We start from the raw sequence: 17708 nt of genomic DNA on the forward strand, positions 1-17708 counted from the left end.
CCGAAAGATCACGTGGGTGATATTTAGCGCAAGATGTTTTCCAAAAGGGAAAAATGATGACTCATCCATACGACCCGCAGTCGTTGCGCCTGTTCCTCACGGTATGTGAAGAAGGCAGCATCGTTCGCTGTGCCGATCGCGAAGCGACCGTGCCTTCCGCTGTCAGCAAACGCATGACCGCATTGGAGGAGCAAGCCGGTATCCAGTTGTTGCGACGCGGTCCTCGCGGAATGGAACCGACCGACGCCGGATTTGCCTTTGCCCGCCAGGCCAGAGAAGTGATGGCCAGTCTCGAGCGGATGGAGGCGACCATGCAGGTCATTGCGAGCGGTGGTGAGGGCAGTGTGCGAATCGTTGCGAGCCTGGCCGCTCTGTCCGCTTCACTTCCTGCGGACATGGTCAAGGTACTTAACGCGCACCGGGCCATCAAGGTGAGCTTGAAGGAGGCGTCCTCCACGGAGATGGTGAAACAGGTTCGCGAAGGCAGCGCCGATCTTGCGATCTGCTGGGATGCCGCCGACCTGACTGGATTGGAAACCCTGCCTTACCGATGCGACCACGCGTGCGTGATCGTTCCCACCGGCCATCCCCTGGCGCGCCGAAAATCCGTGGCGTTCTCAGAGATCCTGAAGTTCGACTACGTCAGCGCGATGCCAGGAAGCATGATGGAAACCAAGCTGAGACAATACGCAGCAGCTGCCGGCAGGCCGATGGCACCACGCATTGAGGTTCAGAGTTTCGATGGGGTTGCCCGGCTCGTGGCGGCCGGGTTCGGCATCAGCGTGTTGCCACGCGAGGTGGTGGAACCATTGGCGAGATCCCTGGAGTTGCGGATCGTGCCGCTGGCTGATTCCTGGAGCATCCGGCAGTTCGTGATTTGCTTCAGGGAAGAGCCGTATGTTTCGCGGGCAGCGTTAGCCATCGCCAGGGCCTTGAGCCAGCAGTGACGCGAGGAGTCATGGCTGAGCAGGGGAAAAGCCGGACGGCCGTGTCATCCCTGGGCGGCGGCGGCCTTGCGCAGGTAGTCGACCAGAAGTGCAACAGCCTTCGGAAGCGGCTCTTTGGCCCTATGACAGATCATGAAATGACGCTTGGCCCAGGCATCCGACAGCGGGATGACGCGGATCGCGCACGATTCCAGGTAGTTCTCCACGATTTCTCGCGGGATGATAGAGATGCCGAGATTAGCCCGTACTACCCGCAGAGCTGACTCGAAATTCGAGACGACGGCGCGGTACTGCATCCTCTTCCCGGCGATTGCCGCGGCGCGGGCTTGTATCTGGTTGGCGGCGCTCGCTGGATCGAGACCTACATGTTCCCATTCGAGGGTGTCCACGAAGGCGCAGCGCTTTCGGCTGGCCAAAGGGTGTTCCGGATGAACAACCGCCACCAGATGGTCAGTGCGGTAGGGTATCGTTTCGAGATCGCTGAGGTCCGTACCGTCCCACAGGACCCCGACGCGTGCCGATCCGTCCTTGATGCGCCGGACGATCTCACGGCTGACTTCCTCCTCGATGTCGATCTTGATCTGGCGGTGTGCCGGTACCTTGAGGAAAGCGGCGACGTCGTCAGGCAGCGCTTCCGAGATGACGGACACGGAGGCCAGAAGGTGCACCTTGCCCTGCACACCCGCGCCGTAAGCAGCCATGTCGTCCTTGATGCGCCGGGCACTCGAGAGCATGGCCCTGGCATGGTCCATCAGGGTCTCGCCCGCCGGCGTCAGCCGAACGCCCTTGCGCTCACGTTCCAGCAGCGACACGCCAAGGTCCTCCTCCAGTTGTGCCAGCCGCTTGCTGATCGCTGAAGCCACGATGTGTTCCTGCGCCGCAGCACGCGTGATGCTCCCTGTGTCGCACACCGCGACGAAATACCTGAGTGATAGCAAGTCGAGTTCTTTCACCTGGGTTTGCCTTTCCAGTTCGGAACGCAATGCGTTCTGAAATACCGTTTTTCATTCTATTCGGAAAATCCTAAGCTTGCGCCATTCCACGGTCAAGCAAGGAGACATCCATGGCCTTTCCAGGCAAGGTAACCATTCGCGAGGTGGGCATGCGCGATGGCCTTCAGAGCATCGCCACTATCGTCAGCACCGAAAACAAGCGTCACTGGATCCGGGCCGCCCACGCTGCCGGGCAGCGTGAGATCGAAGTCGGGTCGTTCGTGCCGGCCAAGCTGCTTCCCCAGATGGCGGACACCTTGGAGGTCCTGGCTTTCGCGAAGACCCTTCCCGGCCTTTCTGCGTCCGTGCTGGTTCCGAACTTGAGGGGCGCTGAGCGTGCCCTGGAAGGCGGCGCGGACCTGATGATCCTGCCTGCTTCTGCCAGCGAAGCGCATAGCCAGGCGAACCTGCGCAAGTCCATCGATGACGTCGTCGCGGAAGTCGGCCGTATCCGCGCTGCGCGCGACGCGTCCGGCTCGAAGACGCTGATCGAAGGCGGCGTCGGAACTGCCTTCGGCTGCACCATCCAGGGCGAAGTGAAGCCCGCGCAGGTGCTTCGCGTGCTGGAGGCGATGCTCGACGCGGGAGCCGATCGTGTGAGCATCGCGGACACCGTGGGCTATGCGGACCCAGCTTCGGTCAGCCGCCTGTTCGAAGCAGCGCTGAAGATTGCCGGCGACCGGTTCTGGTGCGGCCACTTCCACGACACCCGAGGCTTGGCGCTGGCCAACGTCGTCGCTGCACTGCAGGTCGGCGTCACCCGCTTCGACGCCTCGCTTGCCGGCATCGGTGGCTGCCCCCACGCGCCAGGTGCCAGCGGAAACGCCAGCACGGAAGACCTGGCTTTCATGCTCGAGGCAATGGGCATCGACACGGGCCTTGATCTTCAAGCGCTGTTGCGGCTGCGCGCGGAAGTCGCCGCCTGGCTCGCGGGTGAACAGACCAGTGGAACGTTATGGCGCGCCGGTCTTCCCAGGAATTTTCATCCGCACACCGTGGGAGCAACGGCATGAACCAGAGCACCGGCCTGCCCCTCGAAGGCGTGCGCGTCGTCGAATTCACCCACATGGTGATGGGACCCACATGCGGAATGATCTTCGCGGACCTCGGCGCCGAGGTCATCAAGGTCGAGCCGCCCGGCGGCGACAAGACCCGCAACCTGCCAGGGCTCGGGATGGGCTTCTTCCGCACCTTCAACCGCAACAAGAAGAGCGTGGTGATCGACATCAACACGGCTGAGGGTCACGCTACCGCCGAAGAGCTGATCGGCCAGTGTGACATCGTGCTCGAGAACTTCCGCCCCGGCCTCATGGCGAAGCTCGGCCTGGACTACGCCACGCTCGCCAGCAAGTTCCCGCACATCATCTACGTTTCGCACAAGGGCTTTCTGCCCGGGCCGTACGAGAACCGGCTCGCGCTCGACGAGGTCGTCCAGAACATGGCAGGCCTGACGTACATGACTGGTCCCAAGGGGCGTCCGTTGCGAGCGGGTTCGTCGGTCAACGACATCATGGGCGGCATGTTCGGCGCAATCGGTGCGCTTGCTGCGTTGCAGGAGCGCAACCGCACCGGGCGCGGGCAGGAGATCCAAAGCGCGCTGTTCGAGAACTGCACGCTGCTCGCCGCCCAGCACATGCAACAGTTCCAGATGAGCGGCGAACCTGCCCCGCCGATGCCCTCACGCGTTTCCGCGTGGAGCGTGTACGACGTCTTCACCCTGGCAGACGACGAACAACTGTTCATCGGGGCCACCAGCGACAAGCAGTTCCACACGCTTTGCCGGGTGATCGAGCGGCCCGACCTGGCAGCCGACCCCGAGCTGGCAACGAACGCGATGAGGGTGGAAGTACGCCCACGACTGCTGGAGGCGCTGGGCGAGACGCTCAAACAGCATCGCGCGGCAGAACTGACGCCCAAGCTCGAGGCGGCGGGCATCCCGTACGCACCGATCGTGCGGCCCGACCAGCTGGTCACGGATCCGCACCTGATCGCGTCGGGTGGACTGGTGGACATGCAGACGGATGATGGCGGTTCGACCAAGGTCGTGCTGCTGCCGCTGCTGATGGGTGGCCGACGCCCCGGCGTCCAGCGCCCACTCGCCCGGATCGGCGAGAACACGGAAGAAATCCTTTCCCTGCTCCCGTCACGAGCTGCATAACCCCTGGAGACAGACATGCAATTCCAACTCACTCGGCGTCACCTGCTCGTTTCCGGCGCCGCCAGCATCGTCACCACGACCGGTCTCGTCCGAGCCCAGGACAAGCCGCCGCTGCGATTCATTGTCCCGGCCAGCGCGGGTTCCGGCATCGACACCATCCTGCGTGCCGTGACCAACCCGATGTCGAAGGCGCTCGGCGGCCAGCCCATCGTTGTGGAAAACGTTGCCGGAGCGGGTGGCGTGCCTGGGACGCAGCAAATCGTGCGCGCCGCGCCCGACGGCAACATCCTGGGATTCGTATCCAACAACCACGTGGTGAATCCGAGCGTTTTCAAGAAGATGCCCTTCGATTCGCTGAAGGACATCACGCCCATCTGCGTGGTCGGTGCAACGCCGTTCGCCTTGCTGGTGAACTCGAAGGTGCCCGCTAGGAACCTGAAGGAATTCCAGGCAATGCTGAAAGCCAAACCAGGGGGCTACAACTACGCCTCATCCGGCAACGGCACCATCATCCACCTTGCCGCGGCACAGTTGCTGGACGAACTCGACGTAGATGCGAAGCACATTCCGTATAAGGGGATGGCGCCGATGGTTACGGACATCATCGCCGGCGTGGTGGACTTCGGCATCGTGTCCGTTCCGGTGGCGCAAGCCCACGTCAAGAGCGGTGCAGTGCTGGCGCTAGGTGTAGCGACGCGGCAGCGTGTCGCCTCGCTTCCCGACGTTCCCACGTATGCCGAGCAAGGCTTCCCCAACGTCGACATCAATGGCTGGTTCTCTGTCATCGGGCCCGCCAAGATGAAACCAGCGGACGTCAAGCGCATCCACGCTGCCGTCCTCGCCACCTTCGCGACGCCCGAGGCCAAAGACGCGATGGCCCAGCAGCAGAACGTCATTCACCCGATGCCGGTGGAAGAGTCGAGAAGCTACTTCGAAACAGAGATCAATCGTTACGCGCGTCTGGTGAAAAAAGCCGGCGTGCAAGTGGACTGAAACATGACTGACCTTTTCGACAATCCCATGGGCCTGTGCGGATTCGAGTTCGTCGAGTTCGCCTCGCCAGTGCCGAATCTGCTGGAACCTCTTTTCGAGAAGATGGGTTTCACGCTCGTCGCGAAGCACCGCTCGAAGGATGTGGTTCTGTACCGCCAGGGTGACATAAACTTCATCGTCAATCGGGAGCCGAAGTCGCTGGCGGCGTACTTCGCCGCGGAGCATGGCCCGTCCGCCTGCGGGCTCGCCTTCCGGGTGCGCGATTCGCACAAGGCGTATGAGCGCGCGCTCGAACTGGGCGCGCAGCCGATCGAAATGACTACGGGCCCCATGGAGCTGCGCCTTCCCGCGATCAAGGGCATCGGCGGCGCACCGTTGTACCTGATCGACCGCTTCGAGGATGGCAAATCCATCTACGACATTGATTTCGAGTGGCTACCGGGTGCGGAGCGCCATCCGAAGGGTCACGGCCTCAAGGTGGTGGACCACCTCACGCACAACGTGTACCGCGGCCGCATGGCGCACTGGGCGGCATTCTACGAGCGCCTGTTCAACTTCCGTGAGATCAGGTACTTCGACATCAAGGGAGAGTACACCGGCCTCACTTCCAAGGCGATGAGTGCCCCGGACGGGATGATCCGCATTCCGCTGAACGAGGAAGCCGGCAAGACCGCCGGCCAGATCGAGGAATTCCTGATGAAGTTCAGCGGCGAGGGCATCCAGCACGTCGCCCTCGCTTCCGACAACCTGCTGGAGACGGTCGATGCACTGCAGATGGCCGGAGTGAAGCTGATGACCGCTCCCAACGACATCTACTACGAGCTGCTAGAGGAGCGCTTGCCTGGCCACGGCCAGCCTGTCGGAGAGCTGCAGGCGCGCGGCATCCTGCTGGATGGCAGCACCGCGAAGGGCGAGAAGCGGCTGCTGCTCCAGATCTTCTCCGAGACCATGCTGGGCCCGGTGTTCTTCGAGTTCATCCAGCGCGCTGGCGACGACGGTTTCGGCAACGGCAACTTCAAGGCCCTGTTCGAGTCTCTCGAACGCGACCAGCTCCGCCGCGGCGTGCTCAATGTCGACGGCGAGAAGGAGACGGCATGAATATCGACCGCATCCACCACGTTGCCTATCGCTGCAAGGACGCCAAGGAGACGGTGCTCTGGTACCAGAAGATGCTGAACATGGACTTCCAGCTGGCGATCAGCGAAGACCAGGTTCCCTCCACCAAGGCGTCGGACCCGTACATGCATGTGTTCCTCGACGCCGGCAATGGCAACGTGCTCGCTTTCTTCGAGCTGCCCAAGCAACCGGAGATGGGCCGTGACCCGAACACACCTTCCTGGGTGCAGCACATCGCGTTCCGGGTGAAGGACCGCGCCGAGCTGCTCGAATACAAGGCGCACCTCGAGAAGAACGGCGTCGAAGTCCTGGGCGTTACCGACCACGGCGCGTTCCATTCGATCTACTTCTTCGACCCCAACGGCCATCGGCTCGAACTAGCCTGCCCCGATCCCGAGGAGGAGGCGATGAACAAGCGCCTTGACGCGGTGAAGTGGGACATGCTGGAAGAGTGGTCGCGGACCAGGCGCGCGCCCAAGCACGGCGCCTTCCTGCACCAGCGCGAGTTCAAGTGATGTCCACGCAAGTGAACGACGCGAACGACCCCGCCCTGGAAAGCTGGGTGGAAAGCGCCAACGATGCCGCCAGTGACTTTCCGGTCCAGAACCTGCCGTTCGGTCGATTCCGGCGCGAGGAGGACAGCGCGTGGTGCATCGGCGTCGCCATTGGCGACCAGGTGCTGGATCTGCGCAAGGCGGGCCTGATCGATGTCGCCGACATGAACCGACTCATCAAGCTGAAGCCGGAGACTCGCAAGGTCATGCGCCAAGCCATTTCGGAAGGTTTGCGGGTAGGCAGTCCGGCACGAGCGAAGTTCGCGTCCGCGCTCGTACCGCAATCAGCCGTGACACTCGGGGTTCCGTGCGACATCCACGACTACACAGATTTCTACGTGGGCATCCACCACGCGACCGCTATCGGCAAGCAGTTCCGTCCGGACAGTCCATTGTTGCCCAATTACAAGTGGGTGCCGATCGGCTACCACGGGCGTGCATCGACCATCGTGTCGAGCGGCACCTCTTTCCGGCGGCCGGTCGGCCAATCCAAGACGCCTGAGGCGGTCGAGCCGGTGACGGGCCCGAGCACACGGCTGGACATCGAGCTGGAACTCGGGTTCGTCATCGGCCGACCCAACCCAATGGGCGTGCCGATCCGCATCGGTGACGCCGAGGATCACGTGTTTGGCGTCACCCTGTTCAACGACTGGAGCGCGCGCGACCTCCAGGCGTGGGAATACCAGCCTCTCGGCCCTTTCCTGTCGAAGAACTTCGCCAGCACCATCTCGCCCTGGATGGTGACCCTCGAGGCACTCGAGCCCTTCCGCAGGCCGCTGGTGCGTCCAGTCGGCGACCCCAAGCCGCTGCCCTATCTGGACTCGGCTGCCAACAGCACCCGCGGTGCCTTCGACATCCAGCTCGAAGTCGTGCTGCAGACGCCGGCCATGATGGCCGCTGGCCACACGGGCGACACGATCAGCCGCTCCAACTTCGCCGACGCGGCGTACTGGACGATCGCGCAGCTCGTGACGCACCACACGGTCAACGGCTGCGCGTTGCAGGCAGGCGACCTGTTCGGATCCGGAACGCTCTCGGGTGCACGGCCTGACCAGGCCGGATCGATGCTGGAGCTGACGCTCGGTGGCAAGCAGCCGCTAACGCTCTCGAGTGGCGAGATCCGAACGTACCTGCAGGACGGCGACACGATCGTGCTGCGCGGGTACTGCGAACGCCCCGGATTCCGCCGCATCGGCCTCGGTGAGTGCCGAGGCACGGTGCTGGCTGCCGTGGCGCAAGCCTGACAGGAGAAGAACAATGTTGAAGGCCACAACCACCCTTGTTGCGGACTCCAGCAGCCGCACTGGGGCTCACCGAGACCTCTTCCAAGGAACCATGCCCTCTCCGCTCCCTCACTTGGCGTCGCTGCAACCCTACCAGGCTGCTGCCGGCGCTCAGGCTCTCTACAACCTCTCAGCGAATGAGGCCTGCCTCGGCCCCAGCCTGCAGGCCCGGCAAGCCGCGGCTGATGCAGTACGGCACCTCGCCTCCTACCCGGATGGCTCCGCATCCGCCTTGCGCGCCGCCATCGGCACCCGATACGGGTTGGACCCTGCGCTGGTCGTCTGTTCCGCGGGCTCAGAGGAGCTGATCTCCCTGCTGGTCCAAGCGTACGCCGCGCCCGGCGACGACATCCTTTTCAGCCAGTATGGATTCATCAAGTACGAACTCGCCGCCCGCGCGTACGGCGCGAACCCCGTACGCGCTCCGGAACGACAGTTCACCGCGCAAGCCGACGCGCTGCTTGCTGCAGTCACGCCTCGTACGCGCATCCTGTTCCTGGCCAACCCGAACAACCCGACGGGCACCTACATGTCCGGCGCGGAGTTGCAGCGACTGCGGAATGGCTTGCGGGAAGACGTGCTGCTCGTTGTGGATGCAGCCTATGCGGAGTACGTCGAGGAAGAGGACTACAGCGACGGCCTTGCGCTGGCCACAGCGACGAACAACACCATCGTGCTTCGCACCTTCTCCAAGATCCACGGGCTGGCCGCGCTGCGCTGCGGCTGGGGTTACGGCGACGCGGGCATTGTGGAGGCGCTGCACAAGGTGCGCGGCGCCTTCAACGTAAGCGCGGTGGCGCAGGCGGCGGCGCGCGTAGCCATCGCCGACGTGCGCCACGAACGCATGGCGCGAGCCCACAACACCGAATGGCGTCAGTGGCTCCAGGCCCGGCTGCTCGCATCGGGGCACATCGTGATCCCCAGCGTCTGCAATTTCCTGGTCGTCCGCTTCGAAAGCGTGGACGCCTGCCGGACCGCGCATGCGGCCCTCGCCGAACGTGGCGTTCTCGTGATGCCGTTAGGCGGGTACAGACTACCCGAGGCCCTCAGAATCACCATCGGCACGCGCGAGGCCAACGAGGCCGTCGCCGCCGCGCTGTGTGGGGTGCCGTCATGAAGCTCGACGACGATCAAATCGCTGCCGGGCTTGCCGCGCTCCCTGAGTGGAAGCGCAACGAGGAGCGTGGCGGGACGCTCACCCGTGAATTCCTTTTCCACGACTTTGCCCAGGCCTTAGGCTTCATGACGCAGGTGGCGGTGCTCGCGGAGAAGCGCAACCACCATCCCGAGTGGTCCAACGTCTACAACCGCGTCGCCGTGACGCTCACCACCCACGACGTCGGCGGCCTGTCCATGAACGACATCGAAATGGCGCTGCTCATGGACCGCATCGCCGCCGCACTTACCACCCAGAGCAACTGACAACTGGAGCCGATATGCTGCAACAACTGAAGGAAGCCCAGAAACACGGCCTGGCCGCCGGCGCCGAACAGGCGCCAGCGCGCGCCGACTGGACCATCGACCAAGTCTGGGCGCGCTATACGGCGCAGGAGCATGCGGTGTGGAAGACGCTGTTCGAGCGACAGGGCAAGCTGCTGCCTGGGCGCGCGTGCGACGAGTTCGTCCAGGGCATGAAAGACCTGCCGATCGGTCCCGACCAGATCCCGAACTTCGAGCAGTTGTCCGAAATTCTCATGAAGCGCACGGGCTGGCAGGTGGTGGCCGTCCCGGGGCTGGTGCCGGACGACGTGTTCTTCGAGCACCTTGCCAACCGCCGCTTTCCGGCCGGGCACTTCATCCGCAAGCCGCATGAACTGGACTATCTCGAAGAGCCCGACGTGTTCCACGACGTCTTCGGACATGTTCCCATGCTGATGAACCCGGTGATCGCCGACTACATCCAGGCTTATGGCCAGGGCGGCCTGCGAGCCAAGCAGCTGGGCGTGCTGGAGAACCTGGCGCGGGTGTACTGGTACACGGTCGAATTCGGGCTCGTGCAGCAGCCAGATGGCTTGCGCATCTATGGCGCCGGCATCGTCTCCTCTGCCACGGAAACGCGCTTCTCGGTCGAGGACCCGTCGCCGAACCGCGTGCGGTTCGACCTGGAGCGCGTCATGCGCACACGCTATCGCATCGACGATTTCCAGGAGACCTACTTCGTGCTGGACCACCTGGACGACCTGCTGCGACTCGCGCACATTGACTTCGCGCCGCACTACGAGCACGTGCGGGGCGCCCCCGAGCATGAGCCCGGGGTGGTGCTGCCGACGGACGATGTGCTTTCGAAAGGCACCGGGCGTTATCACGCGGGCAAGCGCACAGGAGCGACGGCATGATCGCGTATCCCCAGACGGTGATGATCACCGGTGCCGCCGGCCACCTCGGCCGCGCCGTTGCAAATGCGTTCGGCGCGCGCGGCGCGCGCCTGGTACTCATGGACCGCGACGCAGGCGCACTGCGGCGGGCTTTCGGCGAAGCGGCCGACTGCCTCCTGCTCGAAGTCGACCTGCTGGATGCGCAGAAGGTTCGTGACGGCACCGAACGTGCACTGACGCGCTTCGGCCGGATCGACACGCTGTGCCACGTCGCCGGCGGGTTCCGCATGGGCGAGGCGGTGCACGAAACCTCCGCCGCCACCTGGCAGTTCCTCATGGACCTGAATGCGCGCAGCCTGCTGAACGTGGCCAACGCACTTGTTCCGCACCTGATCGAGCGCGGAGGTGGCAGGATTGTGACGGTAGGCGCGGCGGCCGCCGTCAAGGGGAACGCGCACATGGGCGCCTACAGTGCCTCCAAGAGCGCATTGATCCGCCTCACCGAGGCGATGTCCGCGGAACTCAAGGAGCGCAACATCAATGTGAACTGCGTCCTGCCCTCGATCATCGATACCACCGAGAATCGTGCCGCCATGCCCGATGCGGATCCGACACGCTGGGTGGCGCCGGAAGCCCTCGCGGAAGTGATCGCCTTCCTTGCCTCCGACGCAGCCCAGGCTGTCCACGGGGTCTCGATTCCCGTGACGGGTCTGGTCTGACACATCGGCCCCGACCTGCTTGCATACCATGACGTCAATGCAACATTGGAGTCCCTCCTCATGGCGTAGTCGGCCGGCCCGTCAGCTGCCGGTTTACCGCGACGCTGACGCGCTCGAAGCCTCGGAGCGTCGCCTGAAAAGCCTGCCCCCGCTGATTTTCCCCGGCGAGATCGACCAGCTGCGCGCACGGCTGGCCGCGGTCTCGCGGGGCGAGGCTTTCCTGTTGCAGGGTGGCGATTGCGCGGAGAGTTTCGACGCCTGGGGCCAAGACCCGGTGGAGTCGACGTTCCGCGTGATCCTACAGATGGCCGTGGTCCTGACCTATGCTGCGGCTTGTCCCGTGGTGAAGGTCGGGAGGATCGCCGGCCAGTTTGCGAAGCCACGCTCGTCGGACGCGGAAACAGTGGACGGCGTAACGCTGCCCTCCTACCGGGGTGACATCATCAACGGCGCTGCCTTCACGGCCGAAGCGCGCGAGCCGGATCCGTCGCGGCTGCTCGATGCCTACTCCCATTCTGCGACCACGCTCAACCTGCTGCGCGCGCTGGCGCAAGGGGGGTTCGCAGACCTGCATGAGGTCCATCGCTGGACCGCCGACTTCGTGCGCCACAGCCCGCAGGGCGAGCGCTTTGAAGAACTCGCAGATCGCATTACGCAGTCGCTGGCGTTCATGAACGCGTGCGGCTTCGACGCTGCGCGTGCGCCACAGGTGCACGCGGTGGAGTTCTACACCTCCCACGAAGCCCTGCACCTGCACTACGAAGAGGCCCTCACGCGCTTCAATGAACGGGAGGGAGGCTGGTATGGCGGCTCGGCGCACATGCTGTGGCTCGGCGAACGCACGCGACAGATCGACGGGGCACACGTGGAGTACCTCCGGGGCCTGCGCAATGTGATCGGCGTGAAGCTCGGGCCGACGGCCCAAGCAGACGACGTGCTCCGCCTGCTCGATCGCCTCGACCCGCAGCAGGAGCCTGGCCGCGTGGTCCTCATCAGTCGCATGGGCAGCGAGAAAGTCGAGCACGCGCTACCGCCCTTGCTGCGGGCAGTGCGCGTTGCAGGACGCACGCCGGTGTGGTGCTGCGATCCGATGCACGGCAACACCGTCACCTCGAGCACCGGGTACAAGACGCGGGACTTCGAACGCATCCTTCAGGAAGTGCGCGGGTTCTTTGCGGCCCACGCGCAGGAAGGCACCTATCCGGGCGGGCTGCACTTCGAGATGACAGGTCAGGACGTCACTGAATGCCGGGGCGGTGCCCAGGCGGTCTCCGACGAGGGGCTGTCAAGCCGCTACCGCACCGCCTGTGATCCGCGCCTGAACGGCTCGCAGAGCCTGGAGCTCGCGTTCCTTATTGCCGACGTGCTAAAGAACCGGCGCGTGTGATCACGCGCTGCCCGTGTGCAGGTGTGTCCGCGTCGAAGCCGCCGGGTCTATTGCGGCAAGATCCGCGCAGCTCATCGCGTCACGCAGAAGAATGCGTTGAAGTCGCGGCGCTAATCTCGGGCAGTCGACAGCGAGCGCGCCATTGCACGCGCGACCAGGGGACTCGTGGCAAGGACCAGTAACAGTCGCAAGACTTGCATGGAGACTACGAATGCCAAGTCGACCGGGGTGGCGGCTGCGATGATCGCTACCACGTCGGCTCCCCCCGGGCTGGTTGCCAGATAAGCGGTCAGGGGGTCGATGCCTGCCCAATGCACTAGGGCGGCGCCGACGCCAGCACACAGAAAGATCAAGGTCAGCATTGACACAAGGACCATTGGCAGCGCGCCAAGGCACAGAATCAGCACCTTTCGATCGAACCGACATCCGATGGTCCAGCCGATAACGGCGTACGCCAACGCCAGCATGACCGGATGGAGATCCAGCGGAACGTGCGCCACATTCTGGAGGACGAAGAAAGCCGCCATTGGAATGAGCATCGCGCCCGCGGGGATGCGAAGCCAGGTACCGAGATAGGCTCCGCCCACGGCGACTGCCAACGCTGCTGCGACGGGCCGCCAATCGGATGGAAGGATCAGGAGGGAGGCGGTCGCCGCCGCACTCGGCATGCCCTGCCCATCGCCGCCGCTGATCGACCAATGCGCAATCAGGGAGGCTGTCAAGGAGACGCATACGACCCGCAAATACTGCATGAAGGCAACTACGCGTACGTCTGCACCCTGGGCTTCGGCCATGATCAACATTGCGGAGGCCCCTCCGGGCGCCGAGCCCCAAAGGGCAGTAGCCCCGGGGAACGTCGCCCGCCGAGACAACGCCCAGCCCAGCGCATAGGCCAAGGCAGTCACTGTGGTGACGCCCAGAAAGAGTGCCATCCAATGGAACGATATGGTGTCCAGGAACGAAGTGGGAACACTGCGACCGAGCAGGCATCCGACGACGCCCTGTGCGCAAACGAAGGCGCTCCGTCCTGAGTCGATGCCCGAACCGCACAAGGCCAGTGCAATGGCGGCGACCATCGGCCCGAGAAGGCGACTTGCAGGCAGCCCTACTCGCTCGAAGGCCGCTGCCAGCACTATCGAAAGGATGACAAGCTGGAGCCATCGGGCAGCATTTCCCTGCACGATGGCTCTAGCGGCTCGCATCAGGAGTCGAGGAAGCGTTGCGCGTCCAACGCGGCCATGCACCCAGTTCCTGCACTCGTGATTGCTTGGCGGTAGATGTGATCTTGAACATCACCTGCAGCGAATACACCAGGCACGCTGGTCGCCGTTGCGTAGCCTTCCAGGCCAGAACGCGTCTGGATGTAGCCGTCCGCCATTTCCAGTTGTCCCTCGAAGAGCGCGGTGTTGGGCTGGTGACCGACTGCGATGAAGCAGCCTTGCACTTGAACGAGCTCGGTGACCGATCGCTTGGAGTTCCGTACCTGCACGCCGGTTACACCCGAGTCGTCACCGACGATCTCTTCAACGACGGAATTGAGCTGAAGTTCGATCTTCCCCTCTTCGACCTTCTTGTGTAGCCGGTCGAGCAGGATAGGTTCGGCCCGGAACTTGTCGCGCCTGTGGATCAGCGTGACCTTGCTTGCGATGTTCGCCAGGTACAACGCTTCTTCAACGGCGCTGTTTCCGCCACCCACGACACAGACATCGCGATCCACATAGAAGAACCCGTCGCAGGTTGCGCAACCTGAGACTCCGCGGCCGAGAAACTCGCTTTCGGAAGGAAGGCCCAGGTACTTGGCGGAGGCGCCCGTGGCGATGATCAGCGCGTCGCAGGTATAGGACGCGTCCCCGCCCTGCAGGACAAAGGGCCGGCTCTTCAGGTCCACCTTCACGATGTGGTCCGCGATCACGCGCGTGTTGAAGCGCTGCGCATGTTGCAGGAACCGCTCCATCAGGTCCGGCCCCATGACACCTTGAACATCGGCCGGCCAGTTTTCGACGTCGGTCGTGGTGGTGAGCTGGCCTCCCTGCACGTTTCCGGTAATGAGCGTGGGGGCGAGATTGGCTCGCGCCGCATAGATGGCTGCGGTGTATCCGGCGGGACCCGAGCCAAGAATGATCAGTTTGGAATGTTTTTCCATAAATGCGTCGCCAATGAGTGTTGCCTGAATGCGGTCAGCCCGGCCTATTCCCACAGACCTTCCGGCATGGGCAGTCCCTGCAGGACTTCCTCCGTCAATTGCTGCTCGACGGGGATGCCCTTCTCGTTGCACCACGAGAGGAGTTGACGCGTGTGCTGGGCGCTGTGCCAGACGGAGCGCTCCAGGAACGAATGCATGGAATGCACGCCATAGAACATCGTCAGCTGCTGCGTGCAACTCCGATCCTCGAGGCTGTCCCACCACTGCGCCACGCGCTTCTTCTTGTCTTCTGCATAGGCGAGGATGCCCGGGAAATCGATGTCCTTCGGCGCGTCCACGTTCGCAACAGTCGTCCAGTCTTGGAGGCCGTCGATCACCACCTGCAGAAAGGCGTCCGGCGACTGGAAGATGTGATAAGTCAAATCGCGAACCGTACGATCACGCGGGGGCTTCGGCAGTTCATTCAGCATACCGGCCGGGATTCGCGAGATTGCATTGGTGGCGATCCCCAGGATCTGCTTCCAGCGCTCGATGAGCACATGCGGCGGCAGGACCTCGACAACATTGTCGACACCGACGAATTTGGCAACGTCATCGAGCGACTGTGCAAACGTGTAGTCGCGGCCACGAACCACCACCGGAATGGATCTGATCCCCATGGATGCCAGAAATTTCATGGCGGCGGGGTCTTTGGCAACGTTGATCGATTCGTACGGCACGCCCTTGCCGGTCAGAAACTCTTTGACGCGGACACAGCTGGAGCACCCAGTTGTCCAGTAAACGGCGATCGCTTCCATGATGCAGCCCTATTGAGTGATGAAGGCCTTCACTTTAGGGATGGCATCGCCCCACCGCTATTCAATGTGCAGAGGGGCCTTCGCTCAATCCGATGGCGGACTGGCGGGCGGGAGGATTCCCAACCACCGTGCCTCTTTCAGCGCTTTTTGCACCACGTCCTCCAGCAGCCTGTAGACCGCGGTAGCGGTGGCGCCCATGGGCAGGTGTTCGGACGTGCACACTACCGCCGTCCTGGAGATATTTAGCGGGGTCAGGACTAAGGCCCCTCCGCCCTCGGTCTTCAGCTGCCGTTGAAGCCCCGACGCAGGCAGCACAGTATGCCCATAGCCACTTTCGACGACCTCGACGATCGTTCGCAAGGAGTCGATTTCCGCAAGGGGCTCCATCTCGAGATTCTCGGCGGCAAGCGCGCCCTGAACGAGCCTGCGCATCGCCGTCTGCCCGCTGGAGAGCACCAGCGGAAACTGCACAGCTTCGGCCATTGAGATGCTTCCCTTGCGTGACTTCAAGCGGGACTTTGCGGGCGAGACAAGATAAATCGTCTCAATGAACAACGGGTGCTCGATGATGCCGGGGGAAGGTTCGAACTGGTATGTGACGGTCATGTCCAGACGACCCTGCAGGACCATTTCCTTGAGAAGGTAGCTCATACCTTCCAACAGTCGTAGCCTCACTTGTGGCAACCGCTTCTGTGCAGCCGCGAACAGATCGAATGCGAGAAGGTCCTCCACCACCACCGGCAAGCCCAGCGATGCAGGGCCGCTGGCACCTACGCCATAGCGCTCCACGTCGTGCGTGGCACGTTCGACCTGGCGAAGGATTGCCACCGCATGGTTGTAGAGCGCTTGTCCTGCTTCGGTCGGGAAAACTCCGGTGGATCGTCTGACGAGCAGTTTCTGCTTCAGCCGCGTCTCCAGTGTGGCGATCTGCAAACTCAACGCGGACTGAGCCACGTGAAGCTCGACTGAGGCGCGTGACATGCTGCGCTGCTCAACGATTTTCGCGAAGTATTTCAGTTGCCGCAGTTCCATGTAAGGTTCCTTCAAAGATCGTCGGTGCGAAGCGTCATCTGCGCGGTAGATCGCCGCATCTCCGGGTTGAATAGCCGTTTTCCGGGCCACGGAATACTCTGGAGGCTTGCATCACCCACTTACAACTAAGGAATCCGTATGAGACAAGTCTATCCAATTCGCCGCCGCTCGCTACTGCTGGCCGCTGCATCCGCCGCGAGTGCCCTACCAGCCTTCTCGCAGGGAACCAAGGCTATGCGCTTGATCGTGCCATTTCCGCCGGGTGGCGCTGTCGACGCGGTTGCGCGGATACTGGCCGAGCGGCTACCTGCCGGCCTTAACGGAAGGCCGGTGGTCGTGGAAAACAGGCCGGGCGCCGGTGGCAACATTGCCTCCATGGCGGTTGCCCAGGCCTCTGCGGACGGCGACACCTTCCTGGTCACTTCCAACAACCACACGATCAATCTTGCGCTCTACGCCAAGCCCGGCTACGCGCTGGAGGATTTTTCATCGGTTGCTCAGTTCGGCATGGGTCCCTTTGCATTGGTGGCACATCCGAAAACCAACTTCAAGACCTTGGGGGACATGCTCGCGGCAGCGAAAGACAAGCCCGACTCGATTTCCTACGGGACCGGGGGCAATGGACACCCTGCGCACCTTGCGATGGAGCTGCTCAAGTCGCGTGCGAAGGTCTCCATGCAGCACATCCCGTATAAAGGATCGGGGCCTCTGACCTCCGACTTGGTCGGAGGTCAGTTGCCCGTTGGCGTGGTTTCCGTTGTAGCGGCCCAGTCCTTTGTTACTAGTGGCCAACTGGTACCGCTGGCCGTGACCAGCAAGCAGCGCTGGCCGGGGCTCCCTAACGTTCCCACTTTGGAGGAGTCAGGCTTTGCAGGTTACGAATACAACGCGTGGATCGGAATCCTGGCAAAGAGGGGGACTGCAAAGGCCGATCTGTCCAACTTAGAGCGACAAATCCTCGCTATCGCGTCAACGGAGGACATACGTTCGCGCATGTACCAACAAGGCATGCTGCTCATGCCGAAAGGCAGCGCCGCCTTCCATGAGGCAATCACCCACGAGGCCGACATCAACCGCGATTTGATTCGGAACATTGGGTTGAAACTGGACTAGCGGTCGGCGTGGCTCAACGACCGACCGCTATCGCTGCATTACAGCCGCCCACATAGCGGCATAGCTACTCTTCTGGACCCGAGCGCATTCTTTGTGCAGGCAATCCCCGACATAACAAACGCTTGCGCCAAAATAGTGCAAACGCCAAAAAAACATCGG

The 17708-nt window shown here is 63.0% G+C and carries 18 protein-coding genes; 13 read left to right on the forward strand and 5 right to left on the reverse strand.

The window, feature by feature from the left end:
* Window positions 1–56 precede the first annotated feature (56 nt).
* Window positions 57–947 (forward strand): LysR family transcriptional regulator, encoded by an 891-nt coding sequence (locus ACODSU_RS07840; protein ID WP_488841389.1) that lies wholly within the window; start codon window positions 57–59, stop codon window positions 945–947.
* Window positions 948–991: 44 nt separating this feature from the next.
* Here ACODSU_RS07840 and ACODSU_RS07845 read toward each other — a convergent pair whose 3' ends face one another.
* The gene (locus ACODSU_RS07845) at window positions 992–1900 is read right to left on the reverse strand and encodes a LysR family transcriptional regulator (RefSeq protein WP_488841390.1); all 909 of its coding nucleotides are present in this window, start codon (window positions 1898–1900) and stop codon (window positions 992–994) included.
* A 110-nt stretch (window positions 1901–2010) separates the two neighbouring features.
* On the opposite strand from ACODSU_RS07845, the gene ACODSU_RS07850 reads away from it, so the two are divergent.
* The 11 genes from ACODSU_RS07850 (at window position 2011) to ACODSU_RS07900 (ending at window position 12464) form a co-directional block, all read left to right on the forward strand.
* Window positions 2011–2952, forward strand: a complete 942-nt coding sequence (locus ACODSU_RS07850; protein ID WP_488841392.1) for a hydroxymethylglutaryl-CoA lyase — start codon at window positions 2011–2013, stop codon at window positions 2950–2952.
* Window positions 2949–4097, forward strand: a complete 1149-nt coding sequence (locus ACODSU_RS07855) for a CaiB/BaiF CoA transferase family protein (protein ID WP_488841394.1) — start codon at window positions 2949–2951, stop codon at window positions 4095–4097. The genes ACODSU_RS07850 and ACODSU_RS07855 overlap by 4 nt, the downstream gene beginning before the upstream one ends.
* A gap of 15 nt (window positions 4098–4112) precedes the next feature.
* Window positions 4113–5090 carry a Bug family tripartite tricarboxylate transporter substrate binding protein gene (locus ACODSU_RS07860; RefSeq protein WP_488841396.1) on the forward strand — a complete coding sequence of 326 codons (978 nt, stop codon included), beginning with the start codon at window positions 4113–4115 and terminating at the stop codon, window positions 5088–5090.
* Between the two features lie 3 nt (window positions 5091–5093).
* The gene (gene hppD, locus ACODSU_RS07865) at window positions 5094–6188 is read left to right on the forward strand and encodes a 4-hydroxyphenylpyruvate dioxygenase (RefSeq protein WP_488841398.1); all 1095 of its coding nucleotides are present in this window, start codon (window positions 5094–5096) and stop codon (window positions 6186–6188) included.
* Window positions 6185–6721: a VOC family protein gene (locus ACODSU_RS07870; protein ID WP_488841400.1), complete on the forward strand. Its 537-nt coding sequence runs from the start codon at window positions 6185–6187 to the stop codon at window positions 6719–6721. Before hppD ends, ACODSU_RS07870 begins: the two co-directional genes overlap by 4 nt.
* Complete coding sequence (fahA, locus tag ACODSU_RS07875) at window positions 6721–8004, forward strand: fumarylacetoacetase (RefSeq protein WP_488841402.1); 1284 nt, start codon at window positions 6721–6723, stop codon at window positions 8002–8004. The genes ACODSU_RS07870 and fahA overlap by 1 nt, the downstream gene beginning before the upstream one ends.
* Before the next feature lie 112 nt (window positions 8005–8116).
* Window positions 8117–9160 (forward strand): pyridoxal phosphate-dependent aminotransferase, encoded by a 1044-nt coding sequence (locus ACODSU_RS07880; protein ID WP_488841404.1) that lies wholly within the window; start codon window positions 8117–8119, stop codon window positions 9158–9160.
* Window positions 9157–9465, forward strand: a complete 309-nt coding sequence (locus ACODSU_RS07885) for a 4a-hydroxytetrahydrobiopterin dehydratase (RefSeq protein ID WP_488841406.1) — start codon at window positions 9157–9159, stop codon at window positions 9463–9465. Before ACODSU_RS07880 ends, ACODSU_RS07885 begins: the two co-directional genes overlap by 4 nt.
* 14 nt (window positions 9466–9479) lie before the next feature.
* Entirely contained in the window at window positions 9480–10379 is a 900-nt protein-coding gene (phhA, locus tag ACODSU_RS07890; RefSeq protein ID WP_488841408.1) for a phenylalanine 4-monooxygenase, read from the forward strand.
* Entirely contained in the window at window positions 10376–11077 is a 702-nt protein-coding gene (locus ACODSU_RS07895; protein WP_488841409.1) for an SDR family NAD(P)-dependent oxidoreductase, read from the forward strand. The genes phhA and ACODSU_RS07895 overlap by 4 nt, the downstream gene beginning before the upstream one ends.
* Before the next feature lie 28 nt (window positions 11078–11105).
* A complete protein-coding gene (locus ACODSU_RS07900; protein ID WP_488841411.1) occupies window positions 11106–12464 on the forward strand; it encodes a class II 3-deoxy-7-phosphoheptulonate synthase in 1359 nt (452 codons plus the stop codon).
* A 110-nt stretch (window positions 12465–12574) separates the two neighbouring features.
* Here the strand turns inward: ACODSU_RS07900 and ACODSU_RS07905 are convergent, their stop codons facing one another.
* The 4 genes from ACODSU_RS07905 to ACODSU_RS07920 form a co-directional block, all read right to left on the reverse strand.
* Window positions 12575–13666: an AbrB family transcriptional regulator gene (locus ACODSU_RS07905; RefSeq protein ID WP_488841413.1), complete on the reverse strand. Its 1092-nt coding sequence runs from the start codon at window positions 13664–13666 to the stop codon at window positions 12575–12577.
* Entirely contained in the window at window positions 13666–14607 is a 942-nt protein-coding gene (trxB, locus tag ACODSU_RS07910) for a thioredoxin-disulfide reductase (protein ID WP_488841415.1), read from the reverse strand. Before trxB ends, ACODSU_RS07905 begins: the two co-directional genes overlap by 1 nt.
* Window positions 14608–14651: 44 nt before the next feature.
* A complete protein-coding gene (locus ACODSU_RS07915) occupies window positions 14652–15404 on the reverse strand; it encodes a glutaredoxin domain-containing protein (protein WP_488841417.1) in 753 nt (250 codons plus the stop codon).
* 84 nt (window positions 15405–15488) lie between these two features.
* On the reverse strand, window positions 15489–16436 hold the full coding sequence (locus ACODSU_RS07920) for a LysR substrate-binding domain-containing protein (RefSeq protein ID WP_488841419.1): 948 nt from the start codon (window positions 16434–16436) through the stop codon (window positions 15489–15491).
* Between the two features lie 138 nt (window positions 16437–16574).
* On the opposite strand from ACODSU_RS07920, the gene ACODSU_RS07925 reads away from it, so the two are divergent.
* Window positions 16575–17549, forward strand: a complete 975-nt coding sequence (locus ACODSU_RS07925) for a tripartite tricarboxylate transporter substrate-binding protein (protein WP_488841421.1) — start codon at window positions 16575–16577, stop codon at window positions 17547–17549.
* The last annotated feature ends 159 nt before the right edge of the window (window positions 17550–17708 follow it).

Source organism: Acidovorax sp. FG48 (genome assembly GCF_057809085.1).